Annotated in this window: 17 protein-coding genes; 16 read left to right on the top strand and 1 reads right to left on the bottom strand. The window is 50.1% G+C overall.

The window, feature by feature from the left end:
- Positions 1 to 24 precede the first annotated feature (24 nt).
- The 9 genes from rpmF (at position 25) to K4H25_RS15160 (ending at position 7,934) form a co-directional block, all read left to right on the top strand.
- A complete protein-coding gene (rpmF, locus tag K4H25_RS15200) occupies positions 25 to 204 on the top strand; it encodes a 50S ribosomal protein L32 (RefSeq protein WP_173532309.1) in 180 nt (59 codons plus the stop codon).
- 122 nt (positions 205 to 326) lie between these two features.
- A complete protein-coding gene (gene plsX / locus K4H25_RS15195) occupies positions 327 to 1,367 on the top strand; it encodes a phosphate acyltransferase PlsX (RefSeq protein WP_221021244.1) in 1,041 nt (346 codons plus the stop codon).
- 18 nt (positions 1,368 to 1,385) lie between these two features.
- A complete protein-coding gene (locus tag K4H25_RS15190; RefSeq protein ID WP_221021243.1) occupies positions 1,386 to 2,342 on the top strand; it encodes a beta-ketoacyl-ACP synthase III in 957 nt (318 codons plus the stop codon).
- Between the two features lie 69 nt (positions 2,343 to 2,411).
- Complete coding sequence (gene fabD / locus K4H25_RS15185) at positions 2,412 to 3,338, top strand: ACP S-malonyltransferase (protein WP_221021242.1); 927 nt, start codon at positions 2,412 to 2,414, stop codon at positions 3,336 to 3,338.
- An 81-nt stretch (positions 3,339 to 3,419) separates the two neighbouring features.
- Positions 3,420 to 4,163, top strand: coding sequence for a 3-oxoacyl-ACP reductase FabG (gene fabG, locus K4H25_RS15180; RefSeq protein WP_173532305.1), 744 nt, complete (start codon positions 3,420 to 3,422; stop codon positions 4,161 to 4,163).
- Between the two features lie 184 nt (positions 4,164 to 4,347).
- The gene (gene acpP, locus K4H25_RS15175; protein ID WP_173532304.1) at positions 4,348 to 4,587 is read left to right on the top strand and encodes an acyl carrier protein; all 240 of its coding nucleotides are present in this window, start codon (positions 4,348 to 4,350) and stop codon (positions 4,585 to 4,587) included.
- Between the two features lie 182 nt (positions 4,588 to 4,769).
- Positions 4,770 to 6,011, top strand: coding sequence for a beta-ketoacyl-ACP synthase II (gene fabF / locus K4H25_RS15170; protein WP_221021241.1), 1,242 nt, complete (start codon positions 4,770 to 4,772; stop codon positions 6,009 to 6,011).
- 137 nt (positions 6,012 to 6,148) lie between these two features.
- On the top strand, positions 6,149 to 7,309 hold the full coding sequence (locus K4H25_RS15165; protein ID WP_221021240.1) for an AAA family ATPase: 1,161 nt from the start codon (positions 6,149 to 6,151) through the stop codon (positions 7,307 to 7,309).
- A 313-nt stretch (positions 7,310 to 7,622) separates the two neighbouring features.
- Positions 7,623 to 7,934 (top strand): hypothetical protein, encoded by a 312-nt coding sequence (locus K4H25_RS15160; RefSeq protein WP_221021239.1) that lies wholly within the window; start codon positions 7,623 to 7,625, stop codon positions 7,932 to 7,934.
- 77 nt (positions 7,935 to 8,011) lie between these two features.
- On the opposite strand, the gene K4H25_RS15155 is transcribed toward K4H25_RS15160, so the two are convergent.
- Positions 8,012 to 8,536, bottom strand: coding sequence for a lipocalin family protein (locus K4H25_RS15155; protein WP_221021238.1), 525 nt, complete (start codon positions 8,534 to 8,536; stop codon positions 8,012 to 8,014).
- A 49-nt stretch (positions 8,537 to 8,585) separates the two neighbouring features.
- Here K4H25_RS15155 and K4H25_RS15150 point away from each other — a divergent pair, with 49 nt between their 5' ends.
- From K4H25_RS15150 to K4H25_RS15120, 7 genes are all read left to right on the top strand, one after another.
- Complete coding sequence (locus tag K4H25_RS15150) at positions 8,586 to 9,899, top strand: aminodeoxychorismate synthase component I (RefSeq protein WP_221021237.1); 1,314 nt, start codon at positions 8,586 to 8,588, stop codon at positions 9,897 to 9,899.
- A 25-nt stretch (positions 9,900 to 9,924) separates the two neighbouring features.
- A complete protein-coding gene (pabC, locus tag K4H25_RS15145) occupies positions 9,925 to 10,758 on the top strand; it encodes an aminodeoxychorismate lyase (RefSeq protein ID WP_221021236.1) in 834 nt (277 codons plus the stop codon).
- Positions 10,755 to 11,012, top strand: coding sequence for a hypothetical protein (locus K4H25_RS15140; protein ID WP_221021235.1), 258 nt, complete (start codon positions 10,755 to 10,757; stop codon positions 11,010 to 11,012). The genes pabC and K4H25_RS15140 overlap by 4 nt, the downstream gene beginning before the upstream one ends.
- Before the next feature lie 90 nt (positions 11,013 to 11,102).
- Positions 11,103 to 11,411, top strand: coding sequence for a hypothetical protein (locus K4H25_RS15135; protein ID WP_221021234.1), 309 nt, complete (start codon positions 11,103 to 11,105; stop codon positions 11,409 to 11,411).
- Positions 11,412 to 11,551: 140 nt separating this feature from the next.
- Positions 11,552 to 12,703, top strand: a complete 1,152-nt coding sequence (locus tag K4H25_RS15130) for a sugar diacid recognition domain-containing protein (protein ID WP_221021233.1) — start codon at positions 11,552 to 11,554, stop codon at positions 12,701 to 12,703.
- 228 nt (positions 12,704 to 12,931) lie between these two features.
- Positions 12,932 to 14,197: a GntP family permease gene (locus K4H25_RS15125; RefSeq protein WP_255587754.1), complete on the top strand. Its 1,266-nt coding sequence runs from the start codon at positions 12,932 to 12,934 to the stop codon at positions 14,195 to 14,197.
- Between the two features lie 98 nt (positions 14,198 to 14,295).
- Positions 14,296 to 15,441: a glycerate kinase gene (locus K4H25_RS15120; RefSeq protein ID WP_221021232.1), complete on the top strand. Its 1,146-nt coding sequence runs from the start codon at positions 14,296 to 14,298 to the stop codon at positions 15,439 to 15,441.
- Positions 15,442 to 15,561: the final 120 nt, after the last annotated feature.

The following is a 15,561-nucleotide window of genomic DNA, read 5'->3' as shown; positions in this document are numbered from 1 at the left end:
ACTGAGTTATTAGGAGTATTTCACATGGCAGTTCAGCAAAATAAAAAATCACCTTCGAAACGTGGCATGCACCGCGCTCATGACTTCTTGTCAGCACCAGCTTTGTCTGTAGATGCTGCAACTGGTGAAGTTCATCGCCCGCACCACATTTCTCCAAACGGCTTTTACAATGGCCGTCGTGTGATCAAAGCTAAGGGCGAATAATCGCCGCCTTGCTGTTTTAGCTAAGCGGGTTAATTTTTAGCCATGCTGGCTAGCTTTACGGCGCAAGTGAGTGTCTCTCTGAGAATAACTCCCTTGCGCCGTTCGTCATTTTAGGTGTTTGAATGGATATCACTGTCGCAGTAGATGCAATGGGCGGCGATCACGGCGCGCACATTACAGTGCCAGCCGCATTGCGCTTTTTGCGAGACAATCCCGATGTCAATATCGTTTTAGTCGGTTTAGCCGATGCGATTGCGGCTGAATTAGCGGCTCAGCATGCTGCAACGAGTCCGCGTTTGCGAATTCATCCTGCCACTGAGGTGGTGACGATGGATGAGTCTCCGCAATCGGCAATGAAAAATAAAAAAGATTCTTCGATGCGCGTTGCCATTAATTTGGTGAAGTCCGGTGAGGCCAATGCGTGTGTGTCCGCGGGTAATACCGGCGCATTGATGGCGACGGCACGGTTTGTATTAAAAACAATCTCAGGTATTGATCGACCCGCGATTGCAAAGCTGATGCCCACAATGAAGGGGCAAACGGCGATGCTCGATTTGGGTGCGAATGTGGATTCAACGCCTTTGCAGCTCACGCAATTTGCAATCATGGGTTCGGCGATGTTTTCGGCGCTCAAGCATGTTGATGCTCCCACAGTGGGTTTGCTCAATATTGGTTCGGAAGACATCAAAGGCAATGAAGCGGTGAAAGAAGCGGCTGAAATGCTGCGTAAAACCCGTTTGAATTTCCAAGGTAATATCGAAGGTGATGATATTTACCGCGGTACAGTGGATGTGGTGGCGTGTGATGGGTTCACCGGCAATGTGGCATTAAAAACTTCAGAGGGTTTAGTCAAAATGATTACCACCTTCTTGAAGGAAGAGTTTACTCGTAATATTCTGACCCGTTGCGTGGCATTACTGGCCTTACCATTAATGAATCGTTTTAAAAAGCGCTTAGATCCACGTCGTTTTAATGGTGCGTCATTTCTTGGCTTGCGTGGCATTGTGGTAAAAAGCCATGGCGGAGCGGATGAAATTGCGTTTTACTGGGCCTTGTCTCAGGCCGTTGAGGAAGCGCGCTCCGGCATGATTCAACGCATTACAGAGCAGGTGCAACAAGAGTTGCTGCATCTTAACGCTGCGGTAGAAGCTGCCGAGTCCTGATCAAATTCAGAGGTGTTCATGTATTCCCGTATTGCAGGAACTGGCTCTTATTTGCCAGAAAAAATTCTTACTAATGCCGAGCTGGCGCAACGTGTCGACACCACTGATGAATGGATCGTTTCACGTACCGGTATTCGTCAGCGGCATATTGCGGCTGACGATCAACGTACTTCTGATCTGGCGTTGATCGCCGTTGAACGTGCGCTTGAAGCGGCGGGCGTTGATAAAAGCGAAGTCGATTTATTGATCGTTGCAACGACGACCCCAGACAGTATTTTTCCGTCTACGGCATGTACTTTGCAAAACAAACTTGGGGTGCATGGCTTCCCAGCCTTTGATATACAGGCTGTCTGTGCAGGGTTTATTTATGCCTTAAGTACTGCTGATCAATTTGTAAAAAGCGGCGCAGCCAAATGTGCAGTTGTTGTTGGTGCTGAAACCGTGACCAATCTCATTAATTGGGAAGATCGTGGCACGTGTATTTTGTTTGGTGATGGTGCCGGTGCTGTGGTGCTTACTGCATCAGAAGAGCCTGGTATTTTGGCGACACAACTGCATGCAGATGGCCGTTATAGTGGCATTTTGAAAACCGATGCGCGTCCAAAACAGGGTGAGCTAGTTGGCGATCCTTATGTGTATATGGAAGGCAATGCGGTGTTTAAATTCGCCGTAAAAGCCTTGGCCGAAGTCGCTGAAACCACTTTGGCCAAAGCCGGTTTGCAAAAAAGTGATGTGGACTGGTTGGTGCCACATCAGGCCAATATTCGCATTATTGAATCAACGGCCAAGCACCTACATATGTCGATGGATAATGTGATTGTGACGGTGGATATGCACGGCAACACTTCGGCAGCATCAATTCCATTGGCGCTGGATGCGGGTGTACGCAGCGGCAAGATTCAGCGCGGCCAAACCTTGTTGATGGAAGGGATTGGTGGTGGCTTTGCTTGGGGCTCGGCGCTGGTTAAATATTGATTTTAATGGTTTGTAAACGGCGCTTAGAAGCGCCGTTTTACTGTTGGATGGTTTGAAAGGGGTGGTGAAATGTCATTAGCATTTGTGTTTCCAGGTCAAGGCTCGCAATCAATCGGTATGATGAATGGTTGGGCTGATTTAGCCGTGGTGAAAGCCACATTTGACGAAGCGTCAAGCGTGCTCGGTTTTGATTTATGGGCAATGGCCAATGAGGGCCCTCTCGAAGCGATCAATGCCACAGTGAATACGCAGCCATTGATGTTGACCGCTGGTGTTGCCGTTTGGCGTGCATGGCAGTCGCAAGGTGGCGCTATGCCTGCGGTCATGGCTGGGCATAGCTTAGGTGAATATACCGCTTTGGTGGCTGCTGAAGCCTTAAGTTTTGGCGATGCTTTGCAATTAGTGCGCTTACGCGCTGAAGCAATGCAAGAAGCTGTTCCTGCGGGTACCGGCGCAATGGCCGCAGTGCTTGGTTTGAGTGATGAATTGATTATTGAGGCTTGTGCAGAAGCAGCGCAGGGCGATGTGGTGCAGGCGGTGAATTTTAATTCACCAGGCCAAGTGGTCATTGCTGGTAGTAAAGCCGCGGTTGAGCGTGCATGCGAAGGCTGTAAAGCCCGTGGTGCGAAGCGTGCGATGCTGTTGTCGGTTTCGGTGCCATCGCATTGCGATTTGATGAAACCTGCCGCAGAAAAATTAGCGGCTAAATTGGCTGTGGTAGAAATTCATACACCTATCGTGCCTGTCTTGCACAATGCTGACGTTGCCGCGTATAACAATGCCGAGCAGATCCGTGATGCTTTAGTTCGCCAGTTGTATCAGCCAGTACGTTGGGTTGAAACCATTCAAAAAATGGCCGCCGATGGCGTTACCGTGGTGGCTGAATGTGGTCCGGGTAAAGTGCTTGCTGGTTTAACCAAACGTATTTCGAGTGATCTGCAAGGCGTTGCTTTAGTCGACGTAGCCAGTATGGATCAATTAAAATCAGCCGTGTAATCTGCTGATTTATTACGGGTATAAGCTGCAATACGTTTGTGGCTATGCCTTAGCAATGTATACCTAGATTAGGGGTGAGGAATGAGTTTGCAAGGTAAAGTTGCGCTAGTGACTGGCGCTTCACGCGGGATCGGCCAAGCGATTGCTTTAGAGTTGGCAGCGCAAGGCGCAACCGTGATTGGTACAGCCACCAGCGATTCAGGCGCAACAGCGATTGCCGATTATCTGCAAGCCGCAGGTGCCGCAGGTTCTGGTTTACGTTTGCAAGTCACCGAAGACGGTGCTTGTGAAGCCATCGTGGCTCAAATTGAAAAAGAATTTGGCCCGATTGCGATTTTGGTCAATAACGCCGGAATTACGCGTGATAACTTATTGATGCGCATGAAGGATGAAGAATGGGATGCCATTATGGATACCAATCTGAAGCCAGTTTACAAATTATCTAAAGCCGTGATGCGCGGTATGATGAAAGCGCGTTGGGGACGGATTATCAATATTGCGTCGGTAGTGGGCGCGACGGGCAACGCCGGTCAAACCAATTATTCGGCAGCAAAAGCAGCGTTATTTGGTTTTACCAAATCGCTAGCCAAAGAAATCGGTAGTCGTGGTGTGACAGTGAATGCCGTCGCACCGGGCTTTATTGATACCGATATGACCCGTAATTTACCTGATGAGCAAAAAGCCCACCTAGTTGCTAATATTGCACTGGGACGTTTGGGTGATCCAAAAGACATCGCCGATGCGGTTGGATTCTTGGCATCAGATAAAGCTGGTTATATTACGGGTAATACCATTCATGTGAATGGTGGCATGTTTATGAATTAATCGAGTAAAATAGCAGCGATACTGCATTTTGCTAGATTGACATATTTTTGTAGTCTTTATTAACGATGTGAATTGCAGGTATTTTTGCAATAAAACATCACCAAACTGTTTGCTTCACCATTTTTTTGGTAGAATGCGGACGTTTTTTTCGAAATTTGCTTTTTAATAGGCTTGGGATAAATCCATGGAAAACATCGAACAGCGCGTGAAGAAGATTGTTGCTGAGCAACTGGGCGTGCCAGAAACTGACGTTAAGATTGATTCATCATTCGTAAACGACCTCGGCGCCGACTCTCTCGACACCGTTGAACTCGTTATGGCGCTTGAAGAAGAATTTGAGTGCGAAATCCCTGACGAAGATGCAGAAAAGATCACTACTGTTCAGCAAGCAGTTGACTACGTCAGCGCTCATTTGAGCAAGTAAGAAGGAACATCCAACCTCCGCTGCGGCACTACAGTGTCGTCGCGGGGGTTTTTTCATATTTAGCGCGATGAAGCAGTGTTTAAGATCGTGTTTTAAGGCTAGGCGCGGCATAGCTTTAAAACACGCTCTTGAATTGGTTTATGGCGCAACCGGCACAGTCCGGTTTTAAGCGGAGTCACCCCGTGTCTAAACGCAGAGTAGTTGTCACCGGCTTGGGCCAAGTTTCCCCAGTTGGCAATGATGTTGCCACTGGCTGGGCCAACCTGCTTGCTGGTCAATCCGGTATTGATTTAATCACCCGTTTTGACCCGAGCGATATGGGTTGCCGTATCGCCGGCCAAGTAAAAGATTTTGATATTAGCCAGTACGTGAGCCCGAAAGATGCGCGCCGGATGGATGATTTCATTCATTACGGTATTGCCGCTGCAATGCAAGCGATTAACGACGCTGGCTTAGATGATGTGAGCGATCTGGATAAAACCCGCGTTGGGGTGAATATCGGTTCGGGTATTGGTGGCTTGCAACTGATTGAACAAACCAATGCAGCTTATCTGGAAGGCGGCACGCGTAAAATCGGCCCGTTCTTTATTCCTGGTTCATTGATCAATATGATCGCTGGCCACGTTTCCATTATGAAAGGCTATCAAGGCCCGAGTTATGGCATCGTTTCAGCGTGTACTACCGGTGCGCATAGCATCGGTGATGCGGCGCGGATTATTCAGTACGGCGATGCGGATGTGATGGTCGCGGGTGGTGCTGAAGGTACGATTTGCAAAATGGCCATCGGTGGCTTTGGCGCAATGAAGGCACTCTCAACGCGCAATGACGATCCAAAAACTGCATCTCGTCCTTGGGATAAAGGCCGTGATGGTTTCGTGATGGGTGAAGGCGCTGGGGTCTTGGTACTCGAAGAATACGAGCACGCTAAAAAGCGTGGCGCAACCATTTATGCTGAACTGGTTGGTTTTGGTATGAGCTCGGACGCGCATCACATCACCGCACCAAGCGCTGAAGGACCTGCACGTGGCGTTGCCAATGCATTGCGCGATGCCGGTGTAAATCCGGATCAAGTGCAATACGTGAATGCACACGGCACATCAACACCGTTGGGTGATGCCAATGAAACTAATGCGTTGAAGATTGCATTTGGTGATCATGCGAAGAAATTAGTTGTTAACTCAACCAAATCAATGACTGGCCATTTATTGGGCGGCGCGGGTGGCGTTGAAGCGATTTACTCGATCTTGGCCTTACATCATCAAGTTTCTCCACCGACGATTAACTTGCATGAGCAAGATTTTGAATCGGGTTGTGATCTTGATTATTGTGCCAATACCGCACGTGATATGAAGATTGAAGTCGCGATTTCCAATTCATTTGGCTTTGGCGGCACCAACGGTACGCTGGTGTTCAAAAAGATTTAAGCGATTTAGCACACTACAATAGCCACCTTCGGGTGGCTTTTTTTTTGCGCTGCCACTACCAAATATCACTTGGCAAAAAACACAGTACGAGCCAGCAATTTCTCTTTATGATGGTTTTTTTGGGGTGAATAAATTCGATGCTACATACGCTGGCCATTGCCAATTATCGCTCGCTACGTGATTTGATCGTACCGCTGGCGCAGCTGAATGTGATCAGTGGCGCCAATGGCAGCGGCAAATCCAGTCTGTACCGCGCTTTGCGTTTAACTGCCGAAGCCGCCGAAGGGCGTTTGATTGCGCATTTAGCGCAAGAGGGTGGCTTTACATCGACTTTATGGGCGGGGCCAGAACAAATCAGCCCAGTGATGCGCCGCGGTGAGATGCCGATTCAAGGGGCGATTCGCCAAACAACGGTGGCGTTGAAGCTGGGTTTTGCGGGGGATGATTTTTCATACGCCATTGATTTGGGTCTGCCAATGCCGAGCTTATCGTTGTTTGCAGCTGATCCAGAAATCAAGCGCGAGCTGATTTGGGCGGGGCGACTACAGCGCGATGCGACACTACTGCTTGATCGGCGTGGCGCTGTGGCGCGCACCCGTGATGGCCGTACTTGGCAAGTGCTCAATCAGCATGTGCCAACGTACGATAGTGTCTTTACGCAGTGCGCTGATCCCGTCAATGCACCTGAAGTTTTGCAATTACGCGAAGCGATGCGCCGCTGGCGCTTTTATGATCATTTACGCACCGATGCCGGCGCTCCTGCGCGGCAGTCGCAAATTGGCACTTACACTCCGATTTTAGCCAACGATGGCGCCAATTTAGCTGCTGCTTTGCAAACCATTATTGAAATCGGAGAACCCGAAACGCTGGCTGCGGCGATTGATGATGCTTTCCCGGGGGCACGGATTCAAATTGAGGTGCAACAAGGACGATTTAGCGTTGTGATGTGGCAGCATGGTTTACTGCGGCCATTGTCTGCCAGTGAGTTTTCTGATGGCACTTTGCGTTATTTACTCTTGGTCGCTGCTTTATTAAGCCCACGGCCACCCGAATTATTGGTGCTCAATGAGCCAGAAACCAGTTTACATCCGGATCTATTGCCGGCTTTAGCCCGCTTAATTGCTGCGGCGGCAAGGTGTAGTCAGGTGATTGTGGTGAGTCATGCCAGCCGCCTAGTCGCAGCGCTGGAGCGTGAAGTCGATTGCAACTCGATTATCTTGCAAAAAGACTGCGGCGAAACATTGATTGCTGGGCAGCATCAATTAGATAAGCCCGCTTGGTCGTGGCTGAATCGTTAGGTATTGCTAGCTATGCTTTATTGAATATGATTTAGATAGTAATACCTAAGCTTTATATTTTATTAGGTTGGAAAAATAAAAATCGTCAGCCCAATCATTAAGCGAGGCGAATGCAGTCTCTCGGGCGGTGTTGAAACTTAATTTGGCATTGATTTGATGATGATTTTTTTGTGAATTTCGGCTTGGCATCTGTGATGCAAACCGCTTGTGAACAATCGCACAAAGCCTGTCACACTTGGGGCGGTACTTTTAAGATGGCGACATTGCAGGTGCAAAAGCACTCTCCGGCTTAAATTGATCTAAGGAATTCATCATGAAACGACTTTTGCTAACAGTACTTTTTGCTATTTCCAGCACAGCAGCGATGGCCAGCAGCGTAGGACACGAGATGCGTGAAGGCACGCGTGAAGTTCGCCAAGCCAAAATTGAAGGTGCGCGTGAAGTGATGAGCGAGCGTCGCGAAGCAGCGCGTGATTTTTATAGCGCCAAAAATCCACAAGAGCGTCGCCAAGCGATTCGCGAAGGACGCCGTGAAGTTCGCCAAGCAACACGCAAAGCCGACCGCGAAGTGCGCCAAGAAAAGCGCGAAGCAAAACGTGAAATTCGCCGCGCTTACTACAAATAAATCAGCCAAAGAAAATCGCCATTGGCGTGATTGATGAATCAAAAAATCACCGCAGCTTAATCAGCGCGGTGATTTTTTTATGGCTGAACGCTGGCTGGATCGCTTGGAATAAGTTGCTGGAGTGAATAGCCTTGCGCCACAGCGCTGGCTTTGGCCAGCGCCAAGTCGGCCGGGCTCAAGGTTGGCGTACGCGATAAAATCCATAAATATTTGCGATTAGGATTGCCAACCACCGCCCAGCGATAATCAGGATCAAGGCCAATCACCCAGTAGTCACTCTTAAACGGCCAAAAAAAGCTGACTTTTAATTGGGCATTACCGGTGTTAGCGACGACTTGGGCGCGGCCTTTGGCTTGCTCGAAATCACCATTGGCGGTGCGGCAGCGGTTAATCACTTGGATATCGCCATTGTCTTGCAGCGTGTAATTGGCCGTTACCTCACCGACGCATTGATTTTGAAAATACATTGGAAATCGTGCGATTTCATGCCAAGTGCCCAGATAACGCGCCACATCCAGCTGCGGCACACTGCGTACTGGCGTGATTTCGGCGTAGGCGCTGCTGATCAAGCTGCATAAAATTATCAGTAAAAGTTTTGGCATCAGGGTTCTCGGTGGTGTGAGTGCGCTGGGCTCTTGTTACAATAGCGCCATGTCAGAATTTAACTATTTTACCCATAGATTGCCACAAGCTCCGGATTTAGCCGGTTTGTTGGCGTATTCTCGTGCGCATTTTCCTGCGCTATTGCAATCATCGCAAACGCAAGGTTGGGATATTTTATTTGCCTTGCCGAGCGAAATCCGCTGCTATGGCGCCGATGAAGGCGCGGCTTTAGTGCGTGATTTAGCCGCTTTACCACAAGGCCCGAGCATAAAATCTGAGTTGCCATTTCATGGTGGCTGGTTTTTTTATGCGGGGTATGAGCTGCTAGAGATTTTTGAGCCTAGTGTCGCGACACGTACCCTTGGGCAGTATGCTGATTTTCCTTTGGGCGCTTTAATTCGTTGCCCAGCTGCGGTCTTGCTGCACCGTGAAACGCAAACCGCGACCTTGCTCGCTGAAACCGAGCATGATTTAGCGCAACTGCAAGCTTTGCTGGCGCAAGCGCCTGTGTGGCAGCCGCAAGCGGTGGTGGTGGCGGCGATTTCGGAAGATGAACCACAGCAATTTATCGCCGGCGCTGAGCGCGCCAAGCAATATATTATCGATGGCGATGTGTTTCAGGTGAATTTATCGCGTGGTTGGGATGTCACGTTGGCGCAAGGACAGGCCACCGATGTTTATGCGGCATTACGCACCGCCAATCCGGCACCGTTTTCCGCGTATTTAGATTTGGGCGACGCCGGACAAATCATCAGCTCATCACCTGAGCGCTTGGTGCAAGTCAAAGACGGCATTGTACAAACGCGGCCTATTGCTGGGACCTTTGCCCGATCGACCGATCCGATCGAAGACGAAAAACTTAAACAACGATTATTAAATACCCCCAAAGAGCGCGCCGAGCACATTATGTTGGTCGATTTAGAGCGCAATGATTTGGGGCGAATCGCCGTACCGGGCACGGTGCATGTCGATGAATTAATGGCGGTGGCAACGTATTCTTTTGTGCATCACATTGAATCGAATATCCGCGCGGTATTGCGATCTGGCCTCAATACCGCCGACGTGCTGCGTGCTTTGTTTCCGGGCGGCACCATTACCGGCTGCCCCAAAGTGCGCTGCATGCAGATTATTCGCGAGCTCGAAGATCGGCCGCGCTTGGCCTACACCGGCAGCTTGGGTTACATCAATCGCGATGGCAGTATGGACAGCAATATTTTAATTCGCACCTTTGTGCAACGCGCCGACCAGCTGTATTTCCGCGCTGGCGCCGGCATTGTGGCCGATTCTGATGCTGAGCGTGAATTGCAAGAAACGCGGCATAAAGCGCGTGGTTTATTACGCGCCCTGGGTGTAGCAGGATGACGGCGTTGCCAGCAGGAAGATCACGATGCGTTTAGTGAATGGCGTTTTGGCCGAGCATTTAAATTTAAGTGATAGGGCGATTCAGTTTGGTGATGGCGTATTTCGCACACTCAAAGTGCGTGCGGGGCAGCTGGAGTTTTGGCCGCAGCAATACGCTAAATTAGTTCAGGACTGCGCGCGCATTGGCATTACGGCCCCCAGCGAGGCGACACTATTGGCCGATATCGCCCAGCTTGCGCCGGTAGATCACAGCTTAAAAATCATCATCACGCGCGGTGAGTCGGCGCGAGGTTATGCACTACCGGCTGATATGAAGCCCAATCGGATTGTGCAATTGGCGGCCTTGCCTGCGTATGCTGAGCATTTATATCTTGAGGGCGCCAAACTGGTTTTGTGCGCGACTCGGGCTAGCTGGCAACCGGCGTTGGCGGGGATTAAGCATCTGAATCGTTTAGAAAACGTATTGGCGCGGCAAGAATGGTCCGATCCGGCGGTGTTCGATGGGGTTATGCTCGATCGAGATGGCTGGGTGGTGGAGGGCGTGATGAGCAATTTATTTGCTTTGATCGATGGTGTTTGGTGCACGCCAATATTAAATGAATCCGGTGTATCTGGGGTATATCGTTCCATCCTGTTAAATGATGTTGCTTGCAATGAAATACCCATTGTTGAGCGCAAAATCAGTTTGTCTCAACTGTATGCCGCTGATGCGGTATTTATGTGTAATAGTTTGGCCGCTTGCGTGCCAGTACGGCAAATGGCAGATCGGCATTGGCCGATATTATCGGCAGACATCGCCGCGCGGCTCGGACAGTTGGCTACGTCGTCGTTATTATTCATTGGAAATCAATCTGCATGATGAAGTTTGTTTTGTTCAGTAGCGTGTTATGGCTCGCTAGCTTGGCGCCAGCTCAACAATATTACCAAGGTGATCCAGATAAATTACGTGCGCTCGAGGCGCAGCGTTGCGCCAAAATTACGCAAGAGCAGCGTTTGATTCAGCGCCGTTTGGGTGGGCCGAATCAGCCGTATGCAGTGCAAAGAATGAAAGACAAACAACAAATCTTACAAGCAGACTTTGCTAAATACTGCAGTACAAAATCCTTGCCGTAAGTCGGCGCAGTGTTGTTGTTCAGCGGCGTTTTTTGCTGATTGCCAAGCGCTGGTCTATAGCTGAAATAGACCAGCTTTTGGAGCATCGTAATGGATAACAAACTGCAAGCCCAGTTGGCCGAATATATTGGCGAGAATAACTTGCCGCACTTATTGATCGCGCAATATCCGCGCATTATCGAAAAAATCACCCTTTTATGGGGCAGTCCGGAATTAGCGAATTTTTTGGACGAGATCTTATTTGACTCGCGCTGTGATCGAGAAGGCTTTACCCCCAATGTGGCGCATGAGCTGTTTGTGATTCAAGGCATTCATGCGCAAGCGATGGGGCTGGATAAGGAAACGGCGATTTGGGGTTATGACGCATCGCTTAGGACCGAAGACAGTTTTCGCAAATAAGTCTGTACGCCGCACTGTGATTCACTCAATAGCGCCCAATAGGGCGCTATTTTTTTAACTTTGCTGATGCGCTGGTAAGACAGTGACTGGCGTTCGTGTTATCAAGTGCGTATGAAATTCAACGGTAAACGAGAACCAGCATGTCTTTACTTTCTGTGTTGTTAGCGCAATCGATTGTGCAAAGAACCATGTCGATTTTGCCGCAAAACATCAATGTGATGGATGAGCAGGGCATTATTTTGGGCAGTGGCGACCCAATGCGTTTAGGCGAGCGACATGAAGGCGCGGTATTAGCGATTAGTCAGGAGCGAACAGTTGAAATTGACGAGCTGGCGGTCAATCGACTGCAGGGCGTGCGCCCGGGGGTGAATCTGCCGCTGCATCACGATGGCAAAGTGATTGGTGCGATTGGCATTACTGGCCAGCCCGATGAGGTGCGTCAATTTGGTGAATTGGTGCGCATGACTGCGGAAATGATGCTTGATCAGCGGCAATTACTGCAAACCATTGAGCGTGATAGCCGCATGAGTGAAGAGCTGGTGTTGCAGCTGATTGAGCGCACCAGCGCACCGGACGAGCCTTTGCAGCAATGGGCGGCGCGCTTGGATGTGGATTTGCAGAAACCGCGGGTAGCGCTGGTGATACAAACCAGTGGCATGGCATTAAATGAAGAGTCGGGGCTAGAGGCATTACAAATATTGCAACGGCGTTTGAGTCAAGATCGGCGCGGGCAGTTAACGGCGCGGCGCTCTTTAAATGAATTTGTCGTGCTCTACCCCGCACTGGATCGGCGCGGCCAGTGGGATGCCAGCGCTTTAAGTTTGGAATTACATCGTTGGTTAGAAGATATCCAGCGCGATGGCGTGGCGCATATTCATGCCGCGCTTGGGCATTATTTTAGTCAGGACGGCAGCATTGCTTTGTCGTATCAAACTGCGCGAGCCACCTTATTGCAGCCGCAAGCCAAGCGCCCTTTACTGCAAGCGTTTGAACAGCGCCGCTTGCCGGTTTTATTGTCGCCTTTGGCCAGTGGCTGGCAAGCCGAATTATTTCGCCTGCCAGTGAGCCGCTTGGCTGAGCATGATAAAGATCAGTTGCTCTATCACACCTTGCTGCGCTGGTTTGAGCACGATTTACATTACGCGCAAACCGCTGCTGCTTTACATATTCACCGCAATACACTGGATTATCGCTTGCAAAAAATCGCTGAATTAACGCAGTTAAATTTGGATAAATTAGAAGAGCGAATGCAGCTGTATATCGCCGTGCAATTGGATCAGTTACCGCATTAAATCGCTTAAAGCGCCTTGCTGACGCCATGGCTACGTGCTGCTGCGAAAGTAATCGTTGCTGCAAATTGCGATGAAAAACCGCAGGGTTAACGCCGTAATTGTTAAAACGCCCAAAAATTGATAATAAATTGATTTAATATTGGGGCGTTTTCACAATGACTTCGGTTTTAAATCGGCAGAAAATGTAGTCCTTATTGAAGCGCTACATCCGATTTAAGGAGTCTTATTGTGGAATTAGTCAGCACACTGGGCGCGATTGTCGCCTTGGCCGTGGCCATTGGCCTGATCCTAAAAAAAGTTTCGCCGACTTACGGCATGGTCGCCGGTGCACTGATCGGCGGGCTGATTGGCGGCGCTGATTTGGTGCAAACCGTCGAATTAATGATGGGCGGCGCTAAAAATATTATTCCTGCGGTATTGCGGATTTTGGCGGCCGGGGTGTTGGCCGGCGTGCTGATCGAGTCGGGTGGCGCGGCGCGAATTGCCGATACCATCGTCGGTAAATTGGGCGAAGTGCGCGCTTTATTGGCGTTGGCAGTCGCGACCATGATTCTGACTTCGGTTGGGGTGTTTGTGGATGTGGCGGTGATTACCGTGGCACCGATTGCCTTATTGATTGCAGAACGAGCCAATATTTCGCGTTTTGCGGTGTTACTCGCGATGATCGGTGGCGGTAAGGCCGGCAATGTGATGTCGCCCAATCCCAATACCATTGCTGCGGCCGATGCTTTTCACCAATCGCTGACCTCGGTCATGATGGGTGGGGTGATTCCAGGCTTGGTGGGTTTATTAGTCGCCTATCTATTGGCGCGTCGTTTAAGCAATTTTGGTTCTGCGGTGCACGCCAGCGAAGTGCACGACAAAGATCACAATAAAGTGCTGCCAAGTTTTGGCGCCGCCATCGTGGCGCCGAGTGTGGCCATTGGTTTGCTGGCTTTACGGCCTTTATTTGATATCAAAGTAGATCCATTGATTGCGCTACCGGTGGGCGGGATTGCTGGTACTTTGGCGATGGGCAAAATTCGCCAATTAAATCAGTTCAGCACGGCTGGTTTGCAAAGAATGTTGCCGGTGGCGGTGATGCTGCTTGGTACGGGCACTTTGGCCGGGATTGTCGCTAATTCTGAACTCAAAACGGTGTTGATTGATGGCATTGCCAACCTTGGCTTGCCAGCCTATGTGTTGGCGCCAGTGGCGGGTATTTTGATGTCGATGGCGACCGCATCCACTACAGCAGGTACGGCAGTGGCTTCGCAAGTCTTTGCCGCTACGCTGACCACTTTAGGCGTAGCGCCTTTGGGTTCTGCGGTGATGATTCACTCAGGGGCGACGGTATTGGATAGTTTGCCACACGGTAGCTTCTTCCATTCCACGGCTGGTGCTGTGGGCATGCAAATGAAAGAGCGTCTCAAAATGATTCCGTATGAAGCCGCCATTGGTATGGGTATCACCATCACTGCGACATTAATTTATGGGGTATTTAATCTAGGTTAATGCTGAATAAGCCTTGCATGGTTATACCCATCGTATTTATTGAGACTAAGTTGAAGTAACAGATACGGCGTCGGGTGCGGCGCTGTGGAGAAATTGAAATGCGTAAAATTGTCATTGCCCCGGATTCATTTAAAGAAACGCTCAGCGCCCAAGCGGTAGCGCAGATTATTGCTCAAGCTTTTCGCTCGCAATTACCCGATGTTGAATTGATTGAAATTCCAGTTGCCGATGGCGGTGAGGGTACGTTGGATGCGCTGATTGATTCATCCAACGGTAGTCGCCATCAATGCACGGTGCATGGTCCTTTGGGTGAGCCGGTGAATGCCACTTGGGGTTTGATGGGGGATGGCATCACTGCCGTGATCGAAATGGCTGCCGCCAGTGGTTTGGCCTTGGTGCCAGCTGCGCAGCGAAATCCTTTAATTACCTCCAGCAAAGGAACCGGGCAATTAATTCGGGCGGCATTAGATGCCGGCGCTCGGCGCTTTATTTTGGCCATTGGTGGCTCGGCGACCAATGATGGCGGTGCGGGCATGATGCGCGCTTTGGGCGCCCAATTTTTAAATGCACAAGGCCAAGCCTTGCCAGCGGGCGGCGCGAGTTTGGCGCATTTGGCAACGATTGATTTAAGTTTGCTCGATCCGCGTTTGGCCCAATGCCAGTTTGAAGTGGCGTGCGATGTGGATAATCCATTGACTGGAGAGAATGGCGCATCGAGTATTTTTGGCCCGCAAAAAGGCGCTACGCCGGAAATGGTGCAGACCTTGGACGCGGCATTGGCGCGGTTTGCTCAGGTGATTCGTGAACAAGTTGGCCGTGATGTGGAGATGATTGCCGGTGCGGGTGCTGCCGGTGGCATGGGCGCTGCCGCTTTGGCGTTTTTCAACTGCCAATTGCGACGTGGGATTGATATTGTGCTTGATGCCGCTAAATTGGCCGATCAACTGCAAGACGCTGATTTAGTCATTACTGGCGAAGGCCGTTTGGATGGGCAAACAATTTTTGGTAAAACGCCAATTGGCGTGGCGCAAATGGCCAAGCAATTTAATCTGCCGGTGATTGCCATTGGCGGTTGCTTGCGTGAAGACGTGGATATTGTGCATGAATACGGCATTGATGCGGTGTTTGATTGCGTGCATAAAGCCATGCCGCTGGAAGAAGCTCTCGCCGGCGCGAGCGAGAATTTGTATCGCGTGGCGCGCAATGTCGCGGCGATTATCGCGATGCAACACCGATTGCTTTAATTCACTACGCCACGTGTTAGCGTGCGCTGCTTGCAAAAAATACCGCCAAATATGGCGGTATTTTTTTTGCCTGCGCCGAGACTTCGGCGCATTTTAATCGGCTTTATTGTTGCGGTGCAT

Source organism: Deefgea piscis (genome assembly GCF_019665785.1).
GTDB lineage: Bacteria > Pseudomonadota > Gammaproteobacteria > Burkholderiales > Chitinibacteraceae > Deefgea.
Note: the sequence above shows the minus strand (reverse complement) of the source record. Positions and strands in the feature narration are given on the sequence as shown.